At 68.4% G+C, this 16955-nt stretch carries 8 protein-coding genes and 1 pseudogene; 5 read left to right on the forward strand and 4 right to left on the reverse strand.

Annotation, left to right across the window (positions count from 1 at the left end):
- Positions 1 to 391: 391 nt before the first annotated feature.
- The 4 genes and pseudogenes from FXF68_RS43790 to FXF68_RS11585 all read right to left on the reverse strand — a co-directional run.
- A pseudogene (locus FXF68_RS43790) lies at positions 392 to 1381 on the reverse strand (IS3 family transposase); the annotation flags it as partial.
- A gap of 9 nt (positions 1382 to 1390) precedes the next feature.
- Positions 1391 to 2191, reverse strand: a complete 801-nt coding sequence (locus FXF68_RS11575) for a hypothetical protein (protein WP_148758916.1) — start codon at positions 2189 to 2191, stop codon at positions 1391 to 1393.
- A gap of 352 nt (positions 2192 to 2543) precedes the next feature.
- Positions 2544 to 4532 carry an HsdM family class I SAM-dependent methyltransferase gene (locus tag FXF68_RS11580; RefSeq protein ID WP_187437860.1) on the reverse strand — a complete coding sequence of 663 codons (1989 nt, stop codon included), beginning with the start codon at positions 4530 to 4532 and terminating at the stop codon, positions 2544 to 2546.
- A 40-nt stretch (positions 4533 to 4572) separates the two neighbouring features.
- Positions 4573 to 6036, reverse strand: coding sequence for a serine/threonine-protein kinase (locus FXF68_RS11585; RefSeq protein WP_187437861.1), 1464 nt, complete (start codon positions 6034 to 6036; stop codon positions 4573 to 4575).
- Positions 6037 to 6652: 616 nt separating this feature from the next.
- On the opposite strand from FXF68_RS11585, the gene FXF68_RS42270 reads away from it, so the two are divergent.
- The 5 genes from FXF68_RS42270 to FXF68_RS11610 all read left to right on the forward strand — a co-directional run bounded on the left by FXF68_RS42270 (position 6653) and on the right by FXF68_RS11610 (position 16941).
- Positions 6653 to 7783, forward strand: coding sequence for a PD-(D/E)XK nuclease family protein (locus tag FXF68_RS42270; RefSeq protein ID WP_187437862.1), 1131 nt, complete (start codon positions 6653 to 6655; stop codon positions 7781 to 7783).
- Complete coding sequence (locus tag FXF68_RS11595) at positions 7783 to 8904, forward strand: pPIWI_RE_Y domain-containing protein (RefSeq protein ID WP_148758920.1); 1122 nt, start codon at positions 7783 to 7785, stop codon at positions 8902 to 8904. Before FXF68_RS42270 ends, FXF68_RS11595 begins: the two co-directional genes overlap by 1 nt.
- The gene (locus FXF68_RS11600) at positions 8897 to 12415 is read left to right on the forward strand and encodes a pPIWI_RE_Z domain-containing protein (protein ID WP_148758921.1); all 3519 of its coding nucleotides are present in this window, start codon (positions 8897 to 8899) and stop codon (positions 12413 to 12415) included. Before FXF68_RS11595 ends, FXF68_RS11600 begins: the two co-directional genes overlap by 8 nt.
- A gap of 15 nt (positions 12416 to 12430) precedes the next feature.
- Positions 12431 to 15205, forward strand: a complete 2775-nt coding sequence (locus FXF68_RS11605) for a pPIWI_RE module domain-containing protein (protein ID WP_148758922.1) — start codon at positions 12431 to 12433, stop codon at positions 15203 to 15205.
- 404 nt (positions 15206 to 15609) lie between these two features.
- Positions 15610 to 16941 carry a recombinase family protein gene (locus FXF68_RS11610; protein ID WP_222869894.1) on the forward strand — a complete coding sequence of 444 codons (1332 nt, stop codon included), beginning with the start codon at positions 15610 to 15612 and terminating at the stop codon, positions 16939 to 16941.
- The last annotated feature ends 14 nt before the right edge of the window (positions 16942 to 16955 follow it).

Below are 16955 nucleotides of genomic sequence, written 5' to 3' on the forward strand. Positions count from 1 at the left end.
TTGCCAGCAGTGACCGTATATGGCCCCGAGGCTGTATCTCATCTAGTCCCGTTGCGTCGGCCGCGCGAACAGTGGGGTTTCGTCTCAGCTTCGTACTGATCTTGAGTCGCGCACCCTCGCGATACCGTTGACGTGGGCACTTACCTGCCGTTTGACGCCGGGCTGGGTAACACATCTTGTGATCAGACAACGGGCGTGGGTCGCCTGTATCGGCCAGGTCTGACCGCGTAGGCGCTTCGCCGCACACGCTGGGGGTTTGCATCTGGCCATCTCAGGATGGCGGGGCCTGTGTTCCACGGCCACGTGATCTGAGTAACTGGATCGAGAGGCTGGCGTGAGCGGCGGCCGCTCCTGCGACCTGGGGACTTCCCCCGAACTGTGGACACCGGTTTCAGGCGGCAGCGGTCAGGCTACCTGTGGGTTCCTCGTAGTTGATCGGTGAGAGGTGGCCGAGGGCCGAGTGCCGGCGGCGGGTGTTGTAGCGCGTGATCCATCGGAACACGGCCTGGCGGGCGGTGCGGGTGTCGGGCCAGTGGTGGGCTCCTCGCAGGGTTTCGTGTTTGAGGGTGGCGTTGAAGGGCCCGGCGGCGGCGTTGTCGGCACTTGTCCCCGACCGTGCCGCGGGGCCGGGTGACCCCGAGCCGGTGGCAGGCCCGCTCGAAGTCCTTGCTGCAGTACTGGGCGCCGTTGTCGCTGTGGAAGACCACGCCATCCAGGCGCCCGCCCGGGGTGCGGGCCGCCGCGTCCAGCGCGTCGACCACCGGTCGGTGCGCATGTGGTCGGCGATCGACCAGCCCGCCAGCCGACGTGATCCCAGATCCAGCACGGTGGGCAGGTAAAGGAACGACCCGTCGGCGGTCGGCATGTAGGTGATGTTCCCGACGTGGCGCCGGCCGAGGGCTGGGGCGGTGAAGTCCCATTTGAGATGGTCGGCACCGCCGTGGCGTCCGGGTCAGGCACCGTGGCGCGGACCTCGCGGCGCAGCCGCAGCCCGCCGATTCCGAACGCGCGCATCACCCGCTCGACCTGCTTGTGATTGACCTGGATGCCCTCCTGGCGCAGCTCGGCGGTGATCCGCGGCGACCCATAGGTCCTGTCGTGGTCGGCGTGGATGCGCCGGATCCGGGCGGCCAGGTCCGCGTCGGCCCGCTGGCCGGCCGGCGGTGTGGCGGCGGCGTTGCACCACCGGTAGAAGCTGGAGCGGGCGATCTGCAGTACCCGGCACAACCGCTTCACCCCGAAGGTGTGGTGGTGCTCTTCAACGAAACTGGAAGCGGTTCACCAGTTCGTCTCGCCCGCGAAAAACTTCGCGGCCTTTCCGCAGAATGTCGCGCTCGGTCTCCAACTCCCGGATCCGGACCTTGAGCTGCTGATTCTCTTGGCTACTCTGTTACATGAGTAGCTGACGGAGACGCCTTCCGAACGAGGGGCGATGCTCCACTGGGATGAGTTCAAGTCGCTTATCGATCAAGCGGGCCGCATCTTGAAGCTCTCGCCCGCTCAACTCGAGCGAGTTGCGACGTATTGCATAGTCGAATCGAAGAGCGGTGAGCATTGATCCTCCGAGTGGGAGAGTTATCACTAGCCAAACAACACCCCAAACCAGTGAGGGCTTAATCCAGGTCGTGCCAGCAATAGATGCCGCTATCCCAACCAGAGGCATGCCTAGGGCTGCAAGGCGTGCTTTCCGGGGACGAGCCCTCCAGTAAGTGCCGAAGTTCATCCCGTCGGCTCGCTCGCTCTGTTTGGCCCCTTCTTGATGGAGTAGTGCCGAGCGTTCCACGAACCATTTTCGATCCTCTAGTGAAAGCTGGCGCTTTTGGTCGAGCTCAGATAGATCTCGTTCCCATGCGATTCGACTGAACGGCTCGACCGCGGTTCGGATTGCCAATGTGCGGATGATCGCTGTACCTGCGCTGGCGATGAGCACTGTTCCGACAAGCGCGCCGACGACCAATCCGAGTCCTGCTCGACCATGGCTGTCGATTCCTTCAGAAAATCCTGCTCCGGCCACGGCGCCAGCGATCGTTCCGACGCTGGGATATAGTACCGCGTTGAGCCAATCGTTGAGAGTGAGGGCGCGAAGTGACTTTGAAATCCATCGCTGAATCAGCCACATCACATAGCCTGTAAGTGCGGGCAGTATGATGAGAAGTTCGACACTACTGCAGAAGAGAATCTTGCTTCGCATGTCCATCATGGTCGACCAGCTTACGCATGGGGTCGCGTCAGCTGAATGTCGGTTAGTTGTTCTGACGATAAACCGTCTATGCGCTGCAGAATCGCGGGTTGGTGAAGACATCTTGGCGTGACGGGCGGAAGGCGGTCGCAGCGGGTTGATCGTTTATGTCTATGGCGGGGCTCTTCATGCGGTTGAGGGTTTGGTCGGTGTCTCCAGCCCGCTGCACAGGTGCCTGCTGCGCGTGACCGGTAAGCCGATGGTGCAGTTCACCGCGTGGAGCTGTCGTGCCCGGGTGAGTGCTGGTGCCACCGCGGTGGCTGCCCCGATGTCTGTTTCATGGATGCCAGTGTGGTGACGAGTGTCAGTGAGGAGTGAGCCGCCCAGCGGCGAGCAAGTCGCTGAGCGTACGGCCCAGGTTGCTGCCGACGGTTGAGAACTCCGCGAGGGAGATCTCAAACGTCATGAGCCGACGGAAGACATCCCCCAGTTCCTGCTGCTCCTGCGGTGGCAGGCGGCGTATCTCCAACCGGCCGAGGTCGACGCGTGATGTCGTGGAGGCGTGGCCTCCGGCGCGGCGTAGGTTGGCGGACGTACGCAGGCTCCCGGCCAGATACCAGGGGTCGAGCTGTCCGACCGTCGGGCGTAGGGCTGTCAGTTGCGGTCCGAGCACCACCGGAGCGGACATCTCGACCCACGCGTCAAAGGCCCGAGTGGCGCCCACGACCACGACGTCCTGTGGTTCTGTGACCGTGATATCGCCCGTATTCTTCAGCCCTTCCAAGTCGGCGTGTTCAATCCACTGTCCGGGGCCACTTCCGGGCAGCAGGTCCGCAAGCATGAGAACACGAACACCGGATGGTGGACGCTCTCCACGGTGCAGCAAATCTTCAGAAACCGCGCGGCCATGCAGCATGGAGACGGCACCCGCGCGGTGGAGTTCGGCGACCGTGACATTGGCCGGTGCACCGTTGGCGACGACAGATATAGTCGAGAGCGTCCGGCTCAGTTCCACGATCCGGTCCAGGCTAGAGTTGAACGCGATCCACTCTCTTCGGAGGTCGCTGTCGACGGCGATGTCGGTCGGCGGCACATACCGCGCGGGGGAGAGGTCGACTTGTTCGTCGAGCAGATCCATGACCGGCACTGCCCGCACTCCGGGGCCTTTGCCGTCGCGCACACCTGAGGTGACGCGCTCGCAGACGGCGTTCCAGTCGACCTCATATCGTCCGTTCGACAGCGGTAGGCGGCAATCGGCGGTGTCAATCATGAGTACGTCATCGGCGGGTGGCAGTTCATCGCCCGGACGTCGGACAAGCCAGACGTGGAGTCCCACGCCGTGCGGAGGGGCGGCGCCGACCGGTAGCGCGATGATCGATCGGATCGCTCCGCTGCGCACCATTTCCCTACGGATGCGTCGTCCCGCCCTGCGCATTCCGACCGCCGGCGGCAGCAGCACTACGCCCGTCCCTCCAGGCCGTAGCGCCCCGAGGATGACTTGGATCCACGCGAGTTCCGACTCGGATCGGGGCGGTAGCCCATAGATCCAGCGCGGATCGGTGGCCGGCTCTGCCCGTGCCCAGTCGCGTTCGTTCGTGGGGGGGCTGCACACGATGACGTCCGCGCCTCCGGGAACGCCGTCGCGGATCGAGTCGCCGACGGTGACCTCCACGGAGGAGGGCTGGTCGCTGTCGGAGAACCGGAGCCGGGCGGCCGTGACGGCCGCCGCTACGGCGTCGACGTCCTGACCGATCATCAATGCCGGGGCCCACCGGCGGGCCGCCGCCAAGAGCAGTGCTCCGGTTCCGCAGGCCGGATCGAGGACGGTGCGGACCGGGACGTCCACGTACAGGTCGGCGATTTCGATGAACAGTTCGCTGAGTTTCTCCGGGGTGGCGGAGAGTTGTCGGATGTGCGCTCCGAGCCAGCGTTCCACAAGGAAGTCGAAGACTTCCCGCTCGCCGCCGCGACGGGCCAGCACCACGGAGGCGTCGAGCAGCTCGCGCTCCGGGGGGTTCAGATCGACTTCCGGGAACCTGCCTGGGAGCTCCATGGCCAGCCGGTATCCCAGCGCGGCGATCACCCGGCCCATGGCATCCCGGTCGCCGAGCAGCTCGAAGCGAGGCCACAGCCCTTGCTTGGCCCCGGCACCTGCACTGATCTTGCCGTTCTCCAGAAGCCAGCTCTCGACGTCGGGCAGCGAGAATTGAGGGCTCCGGTCGTTGCCGCCGACGGGGGAGGGGAAGCTGGCGTGGCGGCGCCGCCAGTTGCTTACGGCGGCGCGGCCGACGCCCGCGATCCGTGCGATCTCGGCGAGGTTCACCGAGACCTCCGTATCGCCGGTTCCTGCCATTTTTCCTCCGCCGCTCTGTGAATTAGTGCGTTGACAGAGCTTACACATCCAATTTCGAGTCGTCGGGGAGCGCCTTCCTCTCCTCGAGCTCGTCCGCGACCCTTCCCAGACGTTCGCGGACGCGCCGCCAGATGGCGGGGTCCGCGCGCGCCGCACAAGCCGCCGTCTTCCACATGGCGAGAGCCTTCTCTGGTTCGTCCTCTCCGAGGTGGCATTCGGCGATGCCTGCCTGAGCCTCGACGACGAGTCCGCGCGCATCGGCTGAGGTCTCCCTGCGAAGGTCGCGTTCCACCTCCCGATATCGGGTGGCCGCCAGGGAGCAGTCCCCTCGGAGCACGTCCATGTCGGCCAGCCGCAGCCTGGCCAGGGCGACGCCCTCATCAATGCGGCCCCAGGCATCGGACGCCCGTGCCAGGGATGCGGTCAGCCCGGCGATGCCCGGTCCCGCCTCGCCGTTCGCTATTTCCTCACCGGCTGCGGTGAGGAGGCGGGCGAACTCGGCCCGGTTCGGCCGGTCCTCGCCCGGCCGCCCACCCCGGCGGGAACGACGCGGCGGGGTGGGCGCGGCAGGGAGCCGCCTGGCCGGGTTCCGGTGAGGGGCGGTCGGGTCCGGAGTGAAGGCGGGGTCCGGCACCGGGCTGTCGGGACCGGGCAGGTGGCGGCGGAATACCTCGACGATCTCCGGAATCGGCGGGCGGTCGGAGGGCTTCTTCTGCATCATCCGGAACACGGTCTCGTCAACGTCTTCCGGGACGTGTGGAACATGGGACCGGAGCCGCGGGACAGGGGCGTGCAGGTGTTGACTGTCCTGTGCGCCATTGCTCGGACCGCTGTATGGAAGCTCCCCGGCGAACAACAGGTAAGCCACGCATCCGGCGCTATAGACGTCCGCTGCCGGGACGGGTGTCTCTTCTCCATGGATGAGTTCGGGTGCCTTGTATCCGGCGCTGCCGGGAGTGAGGCCCGGGTAGGTGTACCGAGTGGCCTCCGGGTCGGTCACGAAGGCGATGCCGAAGTCGATGAGATGCACTTGCCCGCCCTCGTCGATGATCATGTTGGCCGGTTTGACGTCGCGATGCACGACGCGGTGGCCGTGGGCGTAGGCCAGCGCTTCCATTAGCGGGACGAGGATCGACGCCGCGGCGGCGTCGGTGACGGTGTGCTTCTCCAGCCAGGTGTCCAGCGGGATTCCCGCGATGTACTCCATGACCATGTACGGGATGCCGTCGCGGCCCACGCCGTGATGGAGCAGCCGCGGGATCGCGGGCCAGTGGAGTTCTTCCAGTAGCCGGCGCTCCCGGGCGAATCGCCCCCTCAGCCGGTGCAAGGCTTCCCGTGCCTCCACCGACGACGAGGTGCGGTGCACCCAGTCCGAGGCTCGCATCGTCTTGACCGCGACCCGGGTTCCGGTGGCGTCCTCCGCGAGCCACAGTTCCCCCATCCCGGCCTTGCGGAGCGCCTCGAGCACGCGATAGCCGCCCTCGAGGACCTCCCCCGTCTCCATGCGCAACCTCCTCGTGTACGCCTGCGGTCCCACATTATCGACAAGCGCACAGCTCGACCTGAATTTGTGCATAAACTTAGTTCACAGCAACACTCGAGGAGGGGCAGTGAGCGTTCCGCATCCGCCGCGCACGAGCGGCGACATCCGGGTCGTCCGTATCGGCCCACGTCTGCTGCGCGGCGATCCACGGTCCTGCCCGCGGGGCTCCGCGATCGCGGCCAGGCCCCTGTTGTCCCAGGATCCTCCGCCGTCGACCGGGCGCCCGTTCAAGGACTTCGCCCTCGGCCCGGTGATGGACGTTCTCGACTTGGTCGAACACCGGAACACTGAGCTTCAACGGGCTTTGCGTTCGACGCACCCCTTCCGGAGGTGTCATCCGCTCCACGTCGCCTGGACGAGGGACGCTGTCCGCGCCTACCTGGACGCCCGCTCCCGGTGGGCCCGGGAACGGGCGGAAGCCGGGGACCCACCGACCCTGCCCGTCGCGCATGAGTGGGTGGTGGTCAACGAACTTCCCGGACCGGACCGACGAGGCGCCGACCGTTACGAGCGCACCGCCTGGGGCCGACGGTACGCCACCGCCGATGGCAGTGTCAGGGAGATCTGGCTTCCGAGTGTGAACTCAGTCAAGGAGGATCGCTCCACCGAGGAGATCGCAGCCATCGCCGGAGCGGTCCACTGGGGAGTGCCGGCGGTCAGCGCGTTCGCAAGCCCCTACGAACCCGTGCGGACGGCGCGGCCGAGGCAGTGCCCCGAACGCGTCCGAATCATCGGCGTCGGCTGTGGCGACGGCGAGTTCCGCGTCCTCGCCGATTGGAATGCCGAAGAGATCGAACGCCGCCACCGCGCTCTTGTCGTCCCCGCGGTCGGACGGCTTCTGGCGGCCACCGATCTGACGCCGGGGTCGGACTGCAAGGGCTGCGCCGCCCTGCTCGGCTGTGAACAGCCGCCGCGCGTACCGGACCTGCTCGGCGTGCCCGGTCCGGCCAGACCCCGCAAGCGCCGCAGCGTCTCGGCCACCGACCTGCGCGTCTACGGCGCGTGCCCAGCGCGCTTCCACATGACGAGGGTGCTGTACACCAGGGAGGCCCGCCCCGAGAGCCCGGCGATCAGGCGTGGGCGGGCCGTCGACGACCTGCTGAACGAACGGCATCGCGCGGCGGGCCCGCGCGGATGCCGTGACCTGCCCGTGGACGTCGATTTCCCGGACTTGGAGCCGGAGGAGGCGGCCAATGCCCGCCGGATGCTCGACCGGCACCGTGCCGTGTGCCCGCTCGCCGGACTGCCTCCGGGCGAGCGTGTCCTGGTGCAGCCCAGGATCACGGCCTATGACGCCGCCTTGGACGTCGTCGTGATCGCCGACCCCGATCTCCTGCACACCGAACACGGCGGCTGGATCTGGCGCGAGACCAAGGCCCTGTCCCGCGGGGTCTGGGAGGGACGGCCTCTCCTGGAGACGTATCCGCAACTGGCTCTGGCGGTGCTGTTGATGGCGGCGGGCCTGCCGGGTGGCGGTGGCCGCGCCCGTTCCCGTGTCGAGTTGGAGGTGCTGCGCGGGGACGGCGTGAGCATCGAGGAAATCGACCCGTTCGACCCGCCCACGATCGACCAGGCCCGCGAGGTGGTGTCGTCCCTCGCCAAGGAATGGGCGGTGGACGAAACCTACGTTCCCGCCCCCGGCCGGGTCTGCGTGGATTGCGAGGTCGCCCGCTGGTGCCCCGAGGGGCCCGAGAAGGGTGAGACCTGATGATCCCCATCAAGGACTGGGACACCGAGGACGCGGTCCTGCTCAGGAGCCTGGCCACCGCCCTGGTCGAGCTGGAGAAGATCGGCGACCTGGACACCTTCACCATGCCCTATCCGGACGAGGCACAGCGCGTGCTGAACCGGACGGTCCTGCTCTGCCTGCGCCGCCAAGCTCGCCCGCCCTGCAGCCTCCCCGAGCTGATCGACTGGGCCATGGCGCCTGTGGTCGACTGGCCGCTGCGCCTGCCGCCGGGCGTGGTGGAGCCGGACGACCGGCTGCTCGACGCCCGGTCCGCCCGTCCCACCGAGCTGTGCCACGAATGGGCCGACCGCGCCCGCGACGTGGCCGTCGAGCACCGTGACCGCCAGGTCATCCGGAGGGCGATGGACATGTTCCGCGGGCTGGGCGAGCCGGACGGTTATTCCGGATTCCGTCGGCTTCTCGTCGAGCAGCCCGTCCTGACCGAGCAGGCGGGTCTTCAGGTGGTGAACGACCTGGTGCTCGCTCCCGCCCGGGAACTGATCCAGGAGATCTACCGCGAGGTCCCGCCCGCCTACCTCAACGATGGCGCGTACGCCACCTGCGAACGCTGCCTGACCCTACTGACCCCGTTGGACGACGGTGGATGGTGGTGCGAGCGTGATCAGTGTCGCCGGATCGGCCCACCGCCGATCGGTCGCCGGCTGCGACCGGAGGACACCGGCGAGCTGCTTCAGCTCGAACGGCCGCTGCGCCAGTTCGTCACCGGACCGGGACGCGCCGAAATGGGACTGACCCACCGGCTCACCAAGCTCGGGCTGTCCGTCGAGTTGTGGCCCGGCTTCGACAATTACGACCTGCGCGTCACCTTCCCCGATGGGCGCGTGTGGGCGATCGACGTCAAGGACTGGGCGCACCCCGGCCTGCTCGGCCGCGCGGCCCGGCCGATCCAGCCGGAACCGCCTTACGACGAGGCGTTCTGGGTTGTCCCCGCCCCCCGCGTCAAAGCCCGGCCCGGCTATGTCGCGACCTTCGAGCGGAACAGGCCGGACACGGCGTCCGACCTTCCCCTCATGGTGGACGACGCGCTCGTCCGCCGGGCCCGGAAGATACTACGCGAGAGGAAGAGGACCGATGCGTGATCGGGACGGCTGGCACCACCCGGTGAGCCGAGAGCTGAACCGGGTCTGGGCATCGGACGATGCGCGTCCCCCGCTCCTCTGCCGCGTCGAACTGGCGCTCTACCTGATGGAGATTGTCGCCCCGGAGGAGCCCGCCAAGAGCGCCTACGCGTTGTGGAGCGGCTACCGGCTGGTCCACACCAGGGAGCCGTTGACAGAACGCCAGGAGATCGCGATCCGCTGTGCCCGTCACCTTCTGTGGACGACGCGGCAACGCCGTACCTGGCTGGAACAGCTCGATGTCTACCGGCGGCTTCCGGATCGGCTCCGCGCCTATGACGTCCCACTGGAGGGCCCGGCCAAAAGGCTGCGTCCCACGGTCGCCGTCGACCGGTTCACAGTGTACGCGGCCACGCTCTCCGCGGAGCCGTCCTACCAGCGGAAACGGCTCCCGCTCGCAGAGCCCGGCGCGGCTTCGTTCTTCGAGCGGCGGCGCCGGACGGGGGTATTGCTGCCCGAGTATCCGCGTCCCGACCCCGCCGCCGGGCATGACCTCGCGGCCGGACGGAGAGGCGACGGTTCGCCGCGAACGGTGACCCGCGGCGAATTGCTCGCGACCGCCCGATGGATGGACCAGAGGGAACAGGAGGAAGAGGCCGAACGCCCCGGTGGCTGGGAGGCCCGCATGGATTCCGTGCGCTTCGCCGTGCGGGATGCCGACGGTCGCCGCTTCGTCGAGACCGGCGCCTTCGTTTTCGACGGCCTGACCCACCTGGCGGGAATGGTCGGGGCGGGCAAAAGCACGTTCATGAAGGTCACGGCCGTCTGGGCGGCGCGGCTCCCCGAACCGCTCCGTACCACGCTGGTCGTGGGCGACGTCGCCGAGCAGCTCCGGCTGGCGGAGCTCTTCCGGATTCTGGGAATTCCGGCGGCACCGATCTTCGGATCGAGTACCAGGGAGAACCACGCCCAGCGGCTGCACCGCAGGCTCGCCGCCCAGGGCGGGAGAACGCTGCTCGACCACCACGACGAGCCCGGGTTCGACCTGCTCAGCACCGTCTGCGTGATCGACGCATTGCGCGGCACCGAGGCGTTCCAGCCACTGCGGTACGCCGATGCTCCGTGCACGTCCCTCTACCAGAGCCGGGACGGCGATGCGCTGGGCCAACGGCGCGGATGCCCGCTGTGGAGCGCGTGTCCCCGGCACGGCGCGGCCCGCGACCTGGTGGATGCGCTGGTTTGGATCGCCAACCCCGCGAGCCTCGTTCTGAGCGAGGTTCCGCGGCACCTCAACGAGGAACGGCTGCGTCACGCCGAGCTCGCCTGTTCCATGAGCGACCTGGTGTTCGTCGACGAGGCGGACGCCGTCCAGATGAACCTCGACCAGGTGTTCGCGCCGTCGGCCACGCTCGTCCTGCCCGGCCCCGACTCGTGGCTCGACCAGCTGCAGGCGCACAAGATCGAGGAGCTGTCGCGGCAGGGCCGGCTGCCGCTGGCCGACCGCGAGGTCGAGCAGTGGAACGCCGCGCTCTCGGTGGTCGGCGGCGCCACCGACCGGCTCTACAAGATCCTCATCTCGGACGAGGAACTTCGCGGGTGGGTCGACATCGACTACTTCAGCCCGTGGACCCTCCAGGACAAGCTGCTCAACGACTGGTTGCGCGACCGCGCCGAGCCCGACGACGAGGGCCCGCCCGACGAGCGCGACCTGTTCGCGGCCTACGAGGACGAAGAAGACGAGGACGACGAGGCCGGCCAAGACGGGCTCGCTCTCCTGGACACTCTCCGCCGCGCGCTCACCGCCATCTTCGAGACCTTCCGGGACGACCCGCTGGGCGGCGGCGAGGAGCCCCGCGACCCCCGCGTCGTCGCCCTGGTGGATCTTACCGCCGACCTGCTGCACACTCTGTCGGCGGGCCGGACCCGCGCCCGCACGAGGGCCCTCTTGGCGGACCTGCTGGACGGCACTCCGGCCCCCGTCGGCGACGAGCGCTGGATGGAGTCCAACTGCCGCCGCCTGGAGTTCATGGCGTTGCTGTCGGTGCTGAGCCAGCGGCTGAACCGGCTGACGTTTCTGTGGCCGCAGGTGGAGGCCGCGCTCAACTTGGACGCCACGGGCAACGACCTGGCGCGCCGCCCGCCCCAGGACTACGCGCCGATCGTCCCCGAAGCGCCCATGGGGAACGTCCTCGGCTACCAGTACCTGCCCGACGACCGGGAACGGGACGCCGACGGACGGCAGAGCGGCACCCTGCGCTTCTTCCGCCACGCGGGTGTGGGCCGCGAGCTGCTACTGACGCTGGATCGGCTCGGAGCCGCCGTCGCCGGTGGCCGGAAAGGCCCGCATGTGGTGCTCATGTCCGGTACGAGCTGGGCGGGCAAATCGACCCGGGCTCATGTGACCGCCCCGGTACAGGCAGTGCTGATGCCACCTGACGAGGCCATGGAAGCGGTGCGCCGCACGAGGTTCGCGACCAGGTTCTTCTACCACGACGACGGAGAGCGGCGCCGCCCGATGACCCTGTCCGGGATCGCCCCCAATGACCGTCCGGCAGCGGCCAGGGCCATGGCCAGACGCCTCGGACGGCGTGGCCGGGACGGCTCGGAAAGCCCGCTCGAACAGGAACTGCGCATGGTCGAGGATCCGATGCGGCGCCGCGCGATCCTGCTGGTCGGCAGCTACCGGGAGGCGGTGAGCGTCGCGGAGACGCTACGCGAGTCGGAGCGCTGGTACGACCGTGTCCGCGTGCTGGCCGCCGACGACGCCGATCTTGGGCTCGTCCGCCGGGTCGCGGGGGACGGCACTCCGCTCACCGCGCTGCGCCGGGGCGACCTGGCGACCTTCGCCGAAGATCCGTACGCGGAGGTCCTCGTCGCCCCGCTGATGGCGGTGGAACGCGGCCACAACATCCTGAACGCCGAGCGGAACGCGGCTTTCGGCGTCGCGATGTTCCTGGCCCGCCCGCACCCGCGTCCGGACGATCTGACCCTGGCCGTGCACGCCATCAACGACTGGGTGGTCCGGTTCACCCGTGACCTGCCGCGCGACGACGACCGGGACGGGCCCGCCACCTTCACCGAGCTCGTAACCAAGGCGGCCGATCTGGACGCGGCTTTCCAGGATTTCCGGAACGAGGCGCGTCGTGAATGGCGGCGCCTGCTGTCCCGCCGTTATGTCTACTCCCGCCTGTCGCCGTGGGAGAAACGGTCCTTCGCCTGGGACCAGCTCGTCACCATCTGGCAGGTGATCGGGCGGCTCGTGCGGGGCGGGGTCCCGGCCCGAGTGGTCTTCGTGGACGCGCGCTTCGCGATGGGCGCCGCCCGCGCGCTCACCCCCGGCGAAGAGACGACCCGCGTGCCCGAGGTGACCGCACCAGACGGGCTCCTGGCGGGTCTCCACGAGGTGCTCGCCCCCTACTTCAGCGCAGATACCGATCCCGCGCTTTTCGACGACCCGGCCGACCCGGCGTTGGTCGAACTGCTCTACCGGCCGCTCTACGAAGCGCTCAGCACCCTCACCCACCGCACCTGATCCCGAAGGAGTTCGATGTCCAACACCATTCGACCCGCCGCGTGGCTGCCCATCGGCCGGGACGCGTCCGTCCCGGTTCGGTACCGGGCGCTGCGCTTTCCGGAGCATTGGCCGGTCTCACCCCTGCCGATGTTCCAGGCCGCGCGCGGTGATTCCGCCCAGCGCGTCCCCACCCGGCGCATGGACCAGGCATTGCAGGCCCTCGCACCCGGACTGATCGTCCTGCCCAGGGACTACCGCGACCCGGACGCCGCCCCGTACTGGTTGCTCGTCCCGGAGGACGGCGAGGAATTGTCAGACACTGCGTTCAAGACGCTCCAGAACGCATGGCTGGCCGACCTGTGCCCCAGCGCGGCCACCGACCCCGAGCACCGGGCGCTGCTGCGCGAGGTGCGCGGTGCCCTGGACGCAGACCCGCCGCCATGGGAGGCAGTGGAACTGGAGCTGCTCCGCTGCCCGGAGACAGGCGGCGGAACCGCCGCCCTCCTGCACCATCAGCCCACCCTCGCCGCCGATTGGATCGCCCGGCGGATCACGGCGCTCGAGCCGTTCGAATCCGAGACCGGCCGGTTGGAGCTCAGGCCGATCCCCGGCGGGGCCGAGCGCGGAGCGCTCCTGGTGTCCCAGCCGCTCCCGTTCGAGAAGAGAGACCCTGCCTCCTGGTACTCGATCTATCTGCGCATCACCATGCAGACCGAACCGTTCGACCCGCTGCCCCGATTCCATCTGCACACGGGCGTCCGGCGCTGGGCGACCTTTACGTCCACGAAGACCGGGCGCCTCCGCGTCCCCTACGGCACAAAGACGACCGTCCTGCTCCGCCCGAAGGTGCCCTGGCTGGCGGGCGCGCCGCTGGCCGAGCGGTTCGCGATCGCCAAGCTGCACCGCCACAGGGACCACGAAACCGGGGAGTGGACGGACGGCTGGGTGGCGGGCGGTCCGGCGGGGCTGCTGCGCGGCATCTCGCTCAGCGAGCCGTTCCCGGACCCCGACGCCATCCTCACCGACCCGGAACTGTGGCTGACCGACGGGATGCGCGCCGCGGTCGTCCACCGGACGGCCATGGGCCGGCACCCCGTCCGGCCCGGCCTGATGCCGGACGAGCGTTCGGAGCTCATGTCGTGGGCCGAGAAGGCCCTCCCGCCTGAACTACGCGTCATGCCGGCCCGGAGGGCGACCACGCTTGGCGCGCCGACCCCCCGCAACGGCCGCACCCGCAAACCGAAACTGGATGCGACGCGTTCCCGTGTCGTAGCCGCCTACGCGATGTCCTGCCTGCGCAACAGCCGTCCCGAGCCCGGCCTGCAGCTTCTGGAAGCACGGCTGCTGTGGCAGAGCGAGCACATGCGGGACACCGCCGTGCGCGCGCTCGCCGAGCAGCTGGGCCTGGGCGAACCGGAGAGGCGTCCCACCGCCGAGGAATTCGAGGAGGCGCGCCCTGGCTCGGCCGCGGTCGTCGAATGGGCGACGCCCGAACTGACCGTCCGGCTCCGCTGCCTGAAGTTGACCGACGGCCTGGCCGGTGACCTGCCGATTCCCGAAGGCGAAGAGCGCAGCGCCGAGGCTCAGCGCACCGCGAACGCCGCCCGCCGTGACGAGGCCGCCGCGTTCCTGCGTGCGGACGAGCCCGGCCCGGACCCCTCCCTTGCCTTGGTGGAACTCGACCGCCGCAAGACCTTCAGCAGCGCTCATCATGACCCCAAGTTCGCGTTGCGGCTCGGCTTTGCGCACGCGGGCGTGCTCAGCCAGTTCGTCGAGGCCCCGATCAAGGAGCGGTACCACGACTCGGTGAAGAACATCGAGCACCGCGCGAAGCACGCGTGGAACGACGGCCTCCGCCAGCTCGGCGCCCGGCTCCTGCCCATTCCGGACGTGCGTCATGGTGCTCTCCCCGCCGGACTGTCGTACGGGGCGGTCTGGGTGGTCCGTCGCACCCGCCGCAGCCGTACCGGCTGGGAGGGGATCGCGCCCCTGGCCGTCCGCGTGACGCCCGACCCGGCCGACCCTGGACTGGCGCACATCGAGGGTTGGTGCCCGGACGCCGACGGTGGCGCCGGCGGCTGGATTCCTTATCCCAGCGCGCTGCTCAACCTCACGCAGCGGACGGACGTCCTAGCGGAACGGGCCGCCGAGGTCGGACCGGACAGTGGGAACCGCCGGGACGAGCAGCGGCGCGCCGTCCAGGAATGGCTCCAGGTCGTTTACCGGTCGCTGCGGCATGACCAGATAATGCTCATGGCCAACGCGCAGAACATCCGCACGTTCTGGCCCTGGATGCAGGACGGCGTCGTCGAGCGCGACAAGATCCGGCTGGGCCACGCGCCGCCCCGTCCGCTCCACCCCGGTGTCCGACTGCTGCGCGTCCGCACCGGAAATGACAATCGCGGTGAGACCGCGCAGTGGTGGGCCGTGGCCAAACCCGACCAGGCGAACGGGCTGGCCGTACATCTATGGACGAGCGAAGACGGAACCGGGAGAGTCTTCTGGAGCACTACGGCGAAACCGGGCAATTTCAAGACACCCAAGGGCATTCGTAAGGTCGGCCCGAACGCGGACATGCAGGCGTGGATTCCAGATCTTGTGGAACTGGCCATGCTGGGCTGTCATCAGGCCGACGGCGACGATCCCGAGACGCTGGCCCTTGTCGCGCACCATCTGCGTCAGCCACCCGAATATGACCAGGACCTGCGCAATCCGCTCCCGTTGCACCTCGCTCGCCTGGCGGAGGAGTACATCCTGCCGCTCGTCGACGAGCCGGAGGATGACCCCGAGGCCGCAACCGACGAATAACCAGCCGCCCGGCTCGTGCAAGACACATACCGTTCCGATCAGACCGGCAGCGCTCCCGGCACTGCAGGCCGTGGCGCACCTCTATCAGGCCCGTGCCCAGGCGGCCACCGGCACTATCGCGACCGCCAGTTCGACCGAGCCGACAAAATGCTGGCTGCCCGACGCCATCCCGAAGACTTGGCCTGCTGCAGTCCCACACCCCCGAGTACGGCGTACTGCAGCGCGCCACTTGCCGCATGTCGAGGTCGCAAGCTACCAGAGACGCGCAGCCGGTGGGGGATGGTGTTGAGCAGGATGTTGTCTGGTGATGGCGTCGCTCGCTCTCGGTTGTGGCCTGGGCGATGGTGAGTTGCATGCTGGAGGTATGCGGTGAGGGGGGTGGTGCGCGGGGTTGGGAGGCAGTGATGGTCAGGTTTGCGTTTCTGGGGCGGGTGTCGACGGAGGATCTTCAGGATCCGGTGGAGTCGCGGCGGTGGCAGTTGTCGCGTGCTGAGCGGCTGGTTGCCGACCGTGGGCGGATCGTGGCGGAGTTCTTCGATGTGGGGCAGTCCCGGGCGGTGGCGTGGCAGCGGCGGCCGGAGTCGGGGCGGTTGCTGGAGGCGCTTGAGGATCCCGATCGTGGTTTTGATGCCGTTGTGGTCGGGGAGCCGCAGCGGGTCTTCTATGACAATCAGTTCGGGTTGATCTTTCCGCTGTTCGTCCACTTCCAAGTGGGGCTGTGGGTTCCGGAGGTCGGGGGCGCGATCGATCCAGACTCCGAGGCGCACTGTTTGATCATGTCGGTGTATGCGGGCATGTCCAAGGCCGAGCGGCGGCGCATCCAGGTCCGGGTCCGGGCGGCGATGTCGGCTCAGGCCGAGTTCGAGGGACGTTTCCTGGGCGGTCGGCCACCTTATGGGTACCGGCTGGCTGATGCGGGCCCGCATCCCAACCCGGCGACGGCGGCCTTGGGGGCACGGAGCCATCGGCTGGAGCTCGACCCGCGGGCAGCGCCGATCGTGGAGCAGATTTTCGCTCTGCGTCTTGCGGGGTACGGCGCGCGGCGTATCGCCCGGGTGTTGGACGCTGAGGGTGTTCCGTGTCCCTCGGCGCATGATCCTGCTCGTAACCGGCATCGGGGCGGAGCGGGCTGGACGGTGGGGACCGTGCTGGCGTTGCTGCGGAATCCGCGCTACACCGGGTTCGAGGTGTGGAACAAGCAATCCAAGGCCGAGGTGCTCATCGACCCCCACAATGTCGGGTTGGGCACCCGCACGGTGATGCGGTGGAACCCGCACGAGGCGTGGGTGTCCTCACAGCGGCGGGCACATCCGGCGATCGTGAGCGTGGACGACTTCGATCATGCCCAGCGCACCCGCGCACTGCGCCAAGCGCACCGGACGTACCTCCTCCGTGGGCTGTTGCGGTGTGCGCTGTGTGGTCGGCGGATGGAGGGCGCTTGGAACAACGGGCGCGCCAACTACCGCTGCCACCACCTCCGCGCTACCGGGACGGGCGTGCCGCGCAGCGTCTTCGTCCGCGAAGACAAGATCGTGCCGCACCTGGCTGCACTCCTGATTCGCTTCAAGACTGAATCGGCGTCACGTCGCTCTTGCGAAGACGCTGACATTCCCAGGGATGCGGCGGGCCAGGTGGCGATGTGTCGGGACTTGGGGCTCACATTGAGGTACGACCATCGCCTCCAGGTCCTCACCGTTCACGGTGACCAAGGGGAGATCGCCATCCGCCTGCTATGAGCCGAGAACGAATT

Origin of the sequence: Actinomadura decatromicini (assembly GCF_008121305.1) — a bacterium.
GTDB classification, from domain to species: domain Bacteria; phylum Actinomycetota; class Actinomycetes; order Streptosporangiales; family Streptosporangiaceae; genus Spirillospora; species Spirillospora syzygii.